This is a genomic window from Phragmitibacter flavus, assembly GCF_005780165.1.
Taxonomy (GTDB): domain Bacteria; phylum Verrucomicrobiota; class Verrucomicrobiia; order Verrucomicrobiales; family Verrucomicrobiaceae; genus Phragmitibacter; species Phragmitibacter flavus.
In genome coordinates, this window is the sequence record NZ_VAUV01000014.1 from 153,386 (window position 1) to 162,494 (window position 9,109).

The window sequence follows — 9,109 nt, forward strand, 5'->3', positions numbered from 1 at the left end:
AATCACTTGGGAATCTTGTTCAGCGTGTAATACGCGGCGGGGCGGCGGAGGGGGAGGTTGGATTGGGAGCGGAGATTGGGGAGATTAAGTTCTTGAACGTAACCTTCGCGGAGGCCCTGGCAGGTGAGGTGGACGGTGAATGCGTCTTCGGAGACCTGGGCTTTGGTGATTTTTACGGGTTGGGTGTCGATTTCATCGCTGCCGTATTTTTGGTGGAACAAATAGGTGTAGCTGGTCATCGCGTAGGTGGCAGGATCAGCGGCGATTTTTTCGTCAACGGGTTGGGTGAAGGTGAGTTTGAAGCCGGTGGGTTGGGCTTCCATCTTTTGGATTTCGAAAGGGGTTTTGCCGGTCCACTGGATGCGTTCAAGTCCGAAGGAGCGGATGCCTTGGGAGTTCCAGCCGCGGTTGGATTCGCCGACGACCATGGAGCCGTCGGGCAGGTAGGCGAGGCTGAGTCCGGCGCTTTGCAGGTTGCTGACGAAGTTGAAACAGGCGCCTTGATATTCGCCGTCGACTTTTTCGAGGTAGACGCGCATGACGCCGGAGAGGACGAATTCAGCGACGAAGAGCTGGTTGTCGAAGGGACCGAATTTGCCGTTGGTGGTGTTGCAGGTAAGGCCGGTGGGGCTTTGTCCGGCTTTGACATACGGGAACCAGATGGCGGGGAGGGCGTAGCCGGGGACGGTTTTGGCGGCTTCGGCGACAGTGATGCCTTGGGGGACGGGGCTGGGATCTTTTACCGGAGAGCCGGGGCGGGCCATGTCGGGAATGGCGTCGGCGTGGCCGAAGTAGGCACCTTTGCGGAGGTGGAAGAGGGGGTTGGTGGGCATCCAGTTGCCTTGTTGATCGGTGCAGAAGACGTCGCCTTCAGCGTTGGTGCCGACGCCAGCAGGGGAGCGCAGACCGGCGGCCATGGGTTCGAATTTGCCGTCGGGGGTGAGTCGCATGGCCCAGCCGCGCCAGGGTTTTTCGGTTTCGCGGAAGCCGGGCATCTTGACGCCGGCGCCCATGCTGGTGTTGAGGGTGATCCACAGGTTGCCGTCGCGGTCCATGGCGGGTCCGTAGGCGTATTCGTGGTAGTTGCCGCTGACGCCCCAGCCGCTGGCCGCGGTGAGGTATTCGTCGGCAATGCCGTCGTTGTTGGTGTCGCGCAGGCGGGTGAGTTCGGCGCGTTGGGCGGTGTAGAGGGCTTGTTCTTTTTCGTGCCAGAACATGCCGAGGGGTTCGTGGAGTCCGGTGGCGAATTGACGGTAGCCGACGGCTTTGGGGTCGGTGGGATCGGCGGTGGGGTTGTCGAGAATCCAGATTTCGCCTTTGCGGATGGAGACGGCGAGTTTGCCGTTGGGAAGGAGGGCGAGGCCACTGGCTTCGAGTTTGAGGCCGTTGGGGAGGACGTAGGGGGTGACGGTGTAGTAGTCGTCGGAGGGGGAGGCGGCGGGGAGTTGGGGGGCGAGGGTGAGGAGGAGGAGGAGGATCAGGAGGAAAAGTGACACAGGCTTGAAGCCTGTGGGTGCGCCGGGCATGTTGCCCGGCTGGGAGGTGGGAGTGGTTCGGGAGAGCGAGGACGTGGAGTCGTTCGAGATGACAGGCAAAATGCCTGTCTCACCCACAGGCTGAAAGCCTGTGTCACGGGGGGAGGCGCTTTTTTCGAAAATGGTCGTCATGTGGTGGGCCAGGAAATGAGGTCTTGGAGTTCGACGCGGTTGTTTTTGAATTGGAGGGACTGGGGTTTGGCGTTTTTGCTGAGGCCGAGGAAGTGCCAGCCTTTCGAGTTGGCCTGGCTCTCGACGACGAGGTGGCGTTGGATGCCGGTGCCGTCTTTGGTGGGGGTGAGGGTTTCTTGGATTTTTAGGTCGTCGATGGTGTAGAGGAAGGTGGGTGTGCCGTCGGGTTGGATTCGATAGCCTTTAAACTGATAGCCGAGTCGGTTGCCGGGGGTGTCGGGCCAGGGGTCGGTGGGGGATTTGAGGCGGGCGAAGGGGATGTGGGTGGGGAGGGTGAGGAGATTGTCGCCAAGTGGTTTGGCGGGGGTCATGGCGCGTTCTTCCCAGGTGGTCATGGCATCAATGAAGCGGCCTTTCCAAGCGAGGGCGGGGCGGACTTCGAGGGTGTCGAAGGCGAGGTTGATGCCGCCAGGGTAGCCGACGGCGATGGCTTGCGTGCCGGCGCCTTCGAGGAAGGTGCGGAAGACAATGGGCTTTTCTTCCGGCTTGGGTTTGAGTTCGTAATCGCCTTCGAGGAGGAGGCCGGGGGGGAGGCGGGCACCGTCGATTTCCTTGAGGTAGATCCACATTTGCTCGATTTCGTTATCGGCTTTTTTGCGGCCCATGAGCAGGGGGGGCATGAGGGTGCCGGGCTGGACGGCTTGGGGATTAAGGAGAAGTTCTTTAAAATACTCGGGCTGGAGACGATCGACGGTGTGGGTGAGATTGATGACGGGGACGCCGAGGGAGTTGCGGTCTTTGATGCCGTGGCAGGAGACGCAGCCGAGGCTGTCTTTTTCGCCGACGCCGAGGAGGATGCGGCCGTTTTCGGCGCGTTGATGGCGGATCAGCCCGGAGGTGTCGATGGTGATTTTGGTATCGCTTTTGCAGGCTTCGGCGAAGGGCGCGATGAAGGATTCGGCGTTTTCTTTGCCGAAGCGGGGCATGCGGGCGGTCATGTAAGGGCGCACGCCGCCGTTTTCGCCCCAGAGCAGTTTTTCGAGCCAGGCGCGGGTGAGTTTGCGTCCGGCGTGGTTGAGTTTGGGAGGGAGCAGGCCGATTTCGCCGAGGGAGTGGGCGGTGGGGTTGTTGACAGTAAAATATTGGGCGCGGGCTTTTTCGAGTCCGCCTTTGCCATTCCATTCGTGGCAGGCGTAGCAGTTCATTTGCGCGAGGAAGCGGTCGGATTTTTGCGTGGCGTTGAGGGGAGCCGGGGCAGGCGTTTGCTGGATGGTGGTGAGGGCCAGTTGCAGGGCGCTACGCTGGGCGGCGTTGAGGGAGAAGTGGGGGGCTTCGTTGGGGCTGGTGGAGAGGCAGCCGTTTTTGGGATTGAGTTTGGTGAGGGTTTTGGCGGGAACGAGCGCGAGGGGGTCGGATTTGCCGGTGTCGTGACAGGCGTTGCAGCGTTGATCGGTGAAGACTTTTTTGCCCTTGGCGAGTTGGTCGGCGGAAGGGTTGGTTTTTGACCAGTCGGCACGTTGGGTGTTTTGCTGGAGATAGGAGGCGATGTCGGAGGCTTGCTGGTCGTTGAGGGCGAAGTCGGGCATGCGGCCGGCGTGGCGGATGGCGAGCGGGGCCTGGAGGAAGGCGGCGAGTTGTTGGGCGGGGTAGTCGTGGGCGAGGCGGATGGGGATGGAGGGGAGTTTGGGCGTTTCGACGGGCAAACCTTTGGCGACTTCTTCGGGGTGGTATTTTTCCGGGGAGTCGGGGGCGTGGCAGGCGACGCAGCCGATGGTGTGGAAAATTTCGCGACCGTGGTGAGGGTTTCCTTGGGGGAAGGTTTTGGTCTTGGTGGGGTCGTTGGATTTGAGTTTGCTCAGGTAAGTGACGAGGGGGGCGATCTGGTCGGGCTTGAGGGGAAGCTGCGGCATGAGGGTGCCGGGTTTGTGGGCGTGGGGATTGGAGAGGAAGGTTTTGAGGGTGGAGTCGGGGAGTCGGTTGCCGACGTTGGCAAGGGAGATGGTGGCGCGTTGGCCGAGTTCGGAATGCCAGGCTTCGGGGGCGCTGTGGCAGGTGGTGCAGTTGAATTCCTGAAGCAGAAGGAGGCCGGCTTCGAGACTGGGTTGGGTTTGCTCTGGGGAGAAGAAACGTTCGAAGGCGGGGATGAGGGGGTGGGATTTCTCAGCCGCCGGGAGGGTCGCGGTGAGCAACGCGAGGGTCAGGGTGAGGGCGGTGGTGAGCGGGAAATTCGCCATGAGAGAGGAAATGGGAGGAGGGACATGGTTGTCCCTCTGGTTGTGAAAGTGAGGGACAGGAATGTCCCTCCTCCTTCTTACTTGGCGGCTTCTTCTTCGAGGAGTTTGATCCAGGGTCCGATATAATGGCCGTTGTCGTGGAAGGTGCGGCCGGAGACCATGTTGCCGTCGATGACACAGGCTTCGTTGACGTAGATGCCGCCGCAGATTTCGAGGTCGAATTTGCATTTGGCGACGGTGGCCATTTTGCGGCCACGGACGCGGTCGGCACGGGCGGGGATTTCGACGCCGTGGCAGACGCTGGCGATGGGCTTGTTGTGGTCGAAGAACCAGCGGGTGATGTTTAATAAATCTTCGTCTTCGCGGATGTATTCGGGGGCGCGACCGCCGCTGAACATGATGCCGATGTAGTCAGCGGGATTGATTTCGGAAAACGCGACGGTGGCTTCGATGGTGTAACCTTCCCATTCCTTGGTGATCGTCCAGTTGGGTTTCACTTCGTGCATGACCATCTGGTAGCGTTTGCGCTCCTGGCCGGCGACGACGGGTTCGAAGCCCCCTTCGATGAGACGGTAGTAGGGATAGAGGGTGTCGACGGTTTCGGTGGCGTCACCGACGATGATAAGAACTTTGCCTTTGGACATAAGAGTAGTGAAAAGTGAAAAGGGGTAAGTGAAAAGGTTTGGATTTAGAGTTGGGAGACGAGGTTGTCGAGGTAGGTGCGGGACTGATTGATTTCCTGGGTGGTTGCTTCGGCGGTGGGAAGGATGGGGATGCCGCGGGGGGTGGGGTGCATGAAGATTTGGGTATAACCGGTGTATTGGATGTCTTTGAGGGCTTGCAGGAGGGGTTTGAAATCGAGGGGGCCGCGACCGGGCATTTGCTGGAGCTCTTCGTCCTTGGGCATGGGTTTCATGCAGCCTTTGCCGTATTGCCAGGCGAGGAACATTTTCATGCGATTGCCCAGGTCTTTGATGAGGCCGGCGAGGAGGGCGGGGTCTTGAGGCAGGTGGTAGGGGGCGAGTTCGATGCCGAGGGGTTGATCCTGGGTGAATTCCAGCAGCCAGCGGATGGAATCGGGAGATTCGACGAGGTTGTTGCCGTGGTTTTCAATGACGATGGCGATGTCGTGTTCGGCGGCTTTGGCGAAGTGGGGTTTCAGTTCTTCGCTGAAGATTTTGACGGCGGTTTTGAGCTCAGGACCTTGCAGGCCTTTGGGACCTTTGGCTCCGGTGACGATGAGTTTGGCTCCGAATTTTTGGGCGATGGCGAATTCTTCGGTGAGGTTGAAGGGGCCGAGGTCGTAGCGGGTGAAACAGCCGATGTTGACGTTGTGTTGGTCGAGGAGCGCTTTGACTTTGTCGTGGCCGAGTTCGTCCATTTGTTCCCGCTGGGAGCCGTGTTTGCGGGGCCAGACGTCGAGAAGGGAAGCGCCGGTTTTGGGAGTTTCGGTGATGACGGTTTCGAGCGGCAGTTCGCCATACATGGCGGAGCCGAGGATGTAGTTGAGCTTGAAGGCCGGGGTCTGAGCGCGGGCGACTCCGGCGAATGCCAGGCTGGCGGTGGAGGTTTGGAGAAAGCGGCGGCGGTTCATGATGACAATAAGACGTGAGTGGGGTGAGGTTCCTTCCGAATGAAGAAAAGGCGGCGAACGTTATTGTAACGTTATGTTGGTCATGGGGCGACGGCGATGGAGAAGTGTGAGGCCCAGAGCGGTGCCGAGGAGGAGAGCGCGGCTGGGTTCCGGGATGGCCGTGACGTCGGCGAAGGTGGTGCCGATGCGGATGGCATCGAAGTTGGTGAGGCTGGAGCTCGAGGGAGCGTCCAAAAGAGTGCCTGCTGCGAAGACGACGTTGTTGAGGTTGCTGGAAGCGGTGAGGAGGTTGACTTGGTCGGCTGCGGTGATGCTGTAACTGGGGGCGCCGAGGAGGGCTTCGCTGGTGGGGAGCGAGGTGAGCACCCAGAAGTCGAGGGTGTCGTAGGTGCCGCTGACGTTGAGATTGAGTTTGCTGAGGACGAAATAGGTGGTGTTGAGGCTAAGATTGATGTTGGTGTCGACGAGCGCAACGGTATTGGCCCCGGTCTGATATTTGAGGGACATGGTGGTGGAGGTGTCGGCAAAGGTGGAGATGCCGTAGCCGAAGCCTTGGAGTTGATGACCGGAGGAAGTGCCGTTCTGACCACCCCAGAGGGCACCATAACTAGCCCCAACGGTGGGTTGGTTCATGGAACTGAGCACCGAAGTGGGGCTGTCGGACCCGCTCCCACCCGAGAGGAAGTGGATCATGCTTTCGCGTCCGGCATCGAAGGCAAGGGTGGAGGGACGGAAGAGGGTGCTGGTCCAGATGGTGGTAGAAGCGGTGGTGTCGGCGGTGAAAGTGCGGGAGATGCTGCGGGAGTATTCGCCGTTGGAGTTGGGGGTGACGAGCATGCTGCCACCGGGGCTGGCATAGCCAGGGAGGCTGAGGTTGGTGGTGCTGGTGTTGAAATAGCCGGTGCCGTTGTTGGTCCACGCGCCGGTGAAGCCTGGATTGTCGGTGCCGGAGCGATTGGCGGGGGATGTGTTGGTGGTGTAGGCAGGAGCAGCGGCACCGAAGACGAAGTCCTCCGAGGCAAGGACGACGGCCTGGAGAGTGGTGGGGCTGAGTTGCGCCATGAGGAACGCGAGGGCGACGGGGTAGAATTTGCGTTTCATGATGTGGGTAACGGAAGCGGGGCATGATGATTTGCGGAAATCGGACGGATTGAAAGATATAGGGTTGAGTTATAGTAACGTTATCATGTCTGAGTCCGCCGTCAGTCTTCATGATATTGCCAAACACGCGGGGGTGACGGCGATGACGGTGTCGCGTGTCTTGCGTCGGTTGCCGGGGGCGGGGGAGGAGACGCGACGAAAGGTGATGGAATCGGCAGAGGCGTTGGGGTATGCGCCGAATCCAGACCTTACGAGGGCCATGCAGTTGGTGAGGTCAAAAAAGAGCCGGACCAACGCGGCGGTGATTGCGGTGGTGAGGGAGGAGATCCCGGGGGACGATTTATTGGATGGTGCGTGTCATTTCATGCCGATGGAGTTTTTGCAGCGTTCGGCGGAGAGTCATGGGTATCGCGTGGAGGAGTTTTGGTTGGGAAGAGACGGGCTGACGGCGGGTCGGTTGTCGGGGATTTTGCATGCGCGGGGGATTGAGGGGATCATTGTGTCGCCGCAGTCGGTGAGCATGCCGTGTTCGAAGCTGGATTTTTCTAAATTTGCCTCGGTGACGGTGGGTTATGCGTTGAAGGAGCCGTCGTTGCATCGTTCGGCGACGAATGTGGTGCCGGGGATGAAGTTCGTTTTTGACCGTTTGCTGGAGCGTGGGTATCGGCGCATCGGGATTGCGATTGCGAAGTGGGTGGATGATCGGACGCAGAACATTTACAGCAGCAGCATGTTGCGTTTTCAGTATGAGCTGCCGCAGGCGGAGTGTGTGCCGATGCTGAACTTTGCGCACAATGACATCCGCCATGATGAGGATTTGTTTTGTGCGTGGATTCGCGAACACCGGCCGGAGGTAATCATTTCGTATGAGCAGTTTGTGCCGCAGTGGCTGAGGAAGATGGGGTTGCGGATTCCGGAAGATATCGGCTTAGTGGTGCACGACTGGGTGCCGGGCATGACGGGGTGGGCGGCGATCAATCACCGAAGGGATTACATCGCGGAGGGGGCGGTGGATCTTTTGGTGATGCAGATGATGCGTCGGGAGCGTGGGGTGCCGACAGTGCCGAGGCAGATTTCGATTCCTCCCGAGTGGGTGGAGGGAGAAAGCATTAAGGAGAAAGGATAAAGGCGAAGGGCTAAAGGCTAAAGGCTTTGCAGTTCACGCTGGAGCTGGGGGAGGTTGATTTTACCGAGGTCGGTGCGGGGGATTTGGGTGATGGAGACGGATTGATGGAGGCGTTCGGTCGGGGGGGAGTCGGCGTGGTATTGTTGCCAGGCGGTTTCGATTTGGGCAGAGGTGAATTGGTGATTTTCCGAGACGAGGATCAGTTTGGTTTCGCGTCGGGGATCGGGCAGGGGGCAGATGATGGCACCGGGGAGTAGGAGGTCGATTTTTTTCTGGAGAATGGCGAGATTGATGAGTTCACCTTTGATTTTGATGAAGGCGCTTTCGCGTCCGAGCATTTGCAGGAATTGGCGGGTGCCGTGGTGCCAGAGGTGGACGAAGTCGCGCGTGCGGAGTTCGCCGTTGAGGGGCTGCCAGTTCCAAGTTTGGGTTGAGTGATTAAAGATGGCGTAGCCGTCGGCAAGGGCGGGACCGCGGATGATGAGTCGGTGATCGGACTCGGTGGTGAGGTGCCAGTGGGGGAGGACTTCGAGACTGTCAGGATCAAAACCTTGGTGGAGTTGGGCAAGGGGAGCGGTGGCGATTTGGGAGGCGGATTCGGTCATGCCATAACTTTGCAGAACGGGCCAGCCGAGGGTTTGGGCTTGTTGGCCGAGCTGGCAATTGAGGGCACCTCCGCCGACGACGATGGCGCGGAGAGTCGAGGGAGCTTCGAGTTTTTGCTGAACGAGGTCGAAAATCTGGGTGGGGACCAGGGAGGTGAGGGTGATGTTTTGTTCGGCGCAGAGCTGGGCGAAGCGGGTGGGGTTCCACTTTTCGGTGTCGTGGAAAAATGTGGCGCCGCTTTGCTGGCAACGGGTGAGGATGGAGAAGCCGCCGACGTGGTGAAGGGGAAGGCAGATGAGCCAGCGGTCGTTGGCGGTGGCTTCGAGGTGATGGTTGACGGCTTGGGCGGAGGAGACGAGGGCGGCGTGGCTGAGTCCGACCCATTTGGCATGGCCTTCGCTGCCGCTGGTTTGGAAAAAGTAGAGAGAGCGGGTGGCTTCGTGAGAAGCGGCGAAGGCGGCGAGTGATTGGGCCTCTGCGGAGGTGGGGTCGCAGGCGAGGATCTGGGGGGGGGTCGGGGGGGGGGCCGCGAAGCTCAAGAGTTCAGGAGTGTCGCGCATGATCTCTTAAGGTTAAAACGGACTCACATCAGCTGCTACAGGGAAGTGATGCAGAGATGAGGCTTTGGCGCTTTGGTTTGGTAGACCGACGATACCAGACTGTGTAAAAACTCCCGGCTTTGGGTTGACGTGGGCGGGTTTGTCGAGATTTAAACTCTCCATGAGTCATATCCAAGGTCATGACCGCGATGAAACCCTTTTGCTGCCGCCCCGCCTTGATG

The 9,109-nt window shown here is 59.6% G+C and carries 7 protein-coding genes; 1 reads left to right on the forward strand and 6 read right to left on the reverse strand.

Going from position 1 to position 9,109, the window contains the following annotated elements; genetic code table 11:
* Positions 1-2 precede the first annotated feature (2 nt).
* The 5 genes from FEM03_RS18530 to FEM03_RS18550 all read right to left on the reverse strand — a co-directional run bounded on the left by FEM03_RS18530 (position 3) and on the right by FEM03_RS18550 (position 6,596).
* Complete coding sequence (locus tag FEM03_RS18530) at positions 3-1,667, reverse strand: DUF7133 domain-containing protein (RefSeq protein ID WP_138087785.1); 1,665 nt, start codon at positions 1,665-1,667, stop codon at positions 3-5.
* Complete coding sequence (locus FEM03_RS18535) at positions 1,664-3,901, reverse strand: c-type cytochrome (RefSeq protein WP_138087786.1); 2,238 nt, start codon at positions 3,899-3,901, stop codon at positions 1,664-1,666. Before FEM03_RS18535 ends, FEM03_RS18530 begins: the two co-directional genes overlap by 4 nt.
* 77 nt (positions 3,902-3,978) lie before the next feature.
* Positions 3,979-4,545 carry a DJ-1/PfpI family protein gene (locus FEM03_RS18540; protein ID WP_138087787.1) on the reverse strand — a complete coding sequence of 189 codons (567 nt, stop codon included), beginning with the start codon at positions 4,543-4,545 and terminating at the stop codon, positions 3,979-3,981.
* 44 nt (positions 4,546-4,589) lie between these two features.
* Positions 4,590-5,495, reverse strand: a complete 906-nt coding sequence (locus FEM03_RS18545; protein ID WP_138087788.1) for a sugar phosphate isomerase/epimerase family protein — start codon at positions 5,493-5,495, stop codon at positions 4,590-4,592.
* 60 nt (positions 5,496-5,555) lie between these two features.
* Complete coding sequence (locus tag FEM03_RS18550; protein ID WP_138087789.1) at positions 5,556-6,596, reverse strand: PEP-CTERM sorting domain-containing protein; 1,041 nt, start codon at positions 6,594-6,596, stop codon at positions 5,556-5,558.
* Positions 6,597-6,681: 85 nt separating this feature from the next.
* Here FEM03_RS18550 and FEM03_RS18555 point away from each other — a divergent pair, with 85 nt between their 5' ends.
* On the forward strand, positions 6,682-7,722 hold the full coding sequence (locus tag FEM03_RS18555) for a LacI family DNA-binding transcriptional regulator (RefSeq protein ID WP_138087790.1): 1,041 nt from the start codon (positions 6,682-6,684) through the stop codon (positions 7,720-7,722).
* A gap of 17 nt (positions 7,723-7,739) precedes the next feature.
* Here the strand turns inward: FEM03_RS18555 and FEM03_RS18560 are convergent, their stop codons facing one another.
* Positions 7,740-8,888, reverse strand: coding sequence for an AMP-binding protein (locus FEM03_RS18560; RefSeq protein ID WP_138087791.1), 1,149 nt, complete (start codon positions 8,886-8,888; stop codon positions 7,740-7,742).
* Between the last annotated feature and the right edge of the window lie 221 nt (positions 8,889-9,109).

Excerpts from the sequence above, each read along its gene's own strand:
- FEM03_RS18530 (WP_138087785.1), bottom strand. The coding sequence starts at position 1,667 with ATGACGACCATTTTCGAAAAAAGCGCCTCCCCCCGTGACACAGGCTTT.
- FEM03_RS18535 (WP_138087786.1), bottom strand. The coding sequence starts at position 3,901 with ATGGCGAATTTCCCGCTCACCACCGCCCTCACCCTGACCCTCGCGTTG.
- FEM03_RS18540 (WP_138087787.1), bottom strand. The coding sequence starts at position 4,545 with ATGTCCAAAGGCAAAGTTCTTATCATCGTCGGTGACGCCACCGAAACC.
- FEM03_RS18545 (WP_138087788.1), bottom strand. The coding sequence starts at position 5,495 with ATGAACCGCCGCCGCTTTCTCCAAACCTCCACCGCCAGCCTGGCATTC.
- FEM03_RS18550 (WP_138087789.1), bottom strand. The coding sequence starts at position 6,596 with ATGAAACGCAAATTCTACCCCGTCGCCCTCGCGTTCCTCATGGCGCAA.
- FEM03_RS18555 (WP_138087790.1), top strand. The coding sequence starts at position 6,682 with ATGTCTGAGTCCGCCGTCAGTCTTCATGATATTGCCAAACACGCGGGG.
- FEM03_RS18560 (WP_138087791.1), bottom strand. The coding sequence starts at position 8,888 with ATGCGCGACACTCCTGAACTCTTGAGCTTCGCGGCCCCCCCCCCGACC.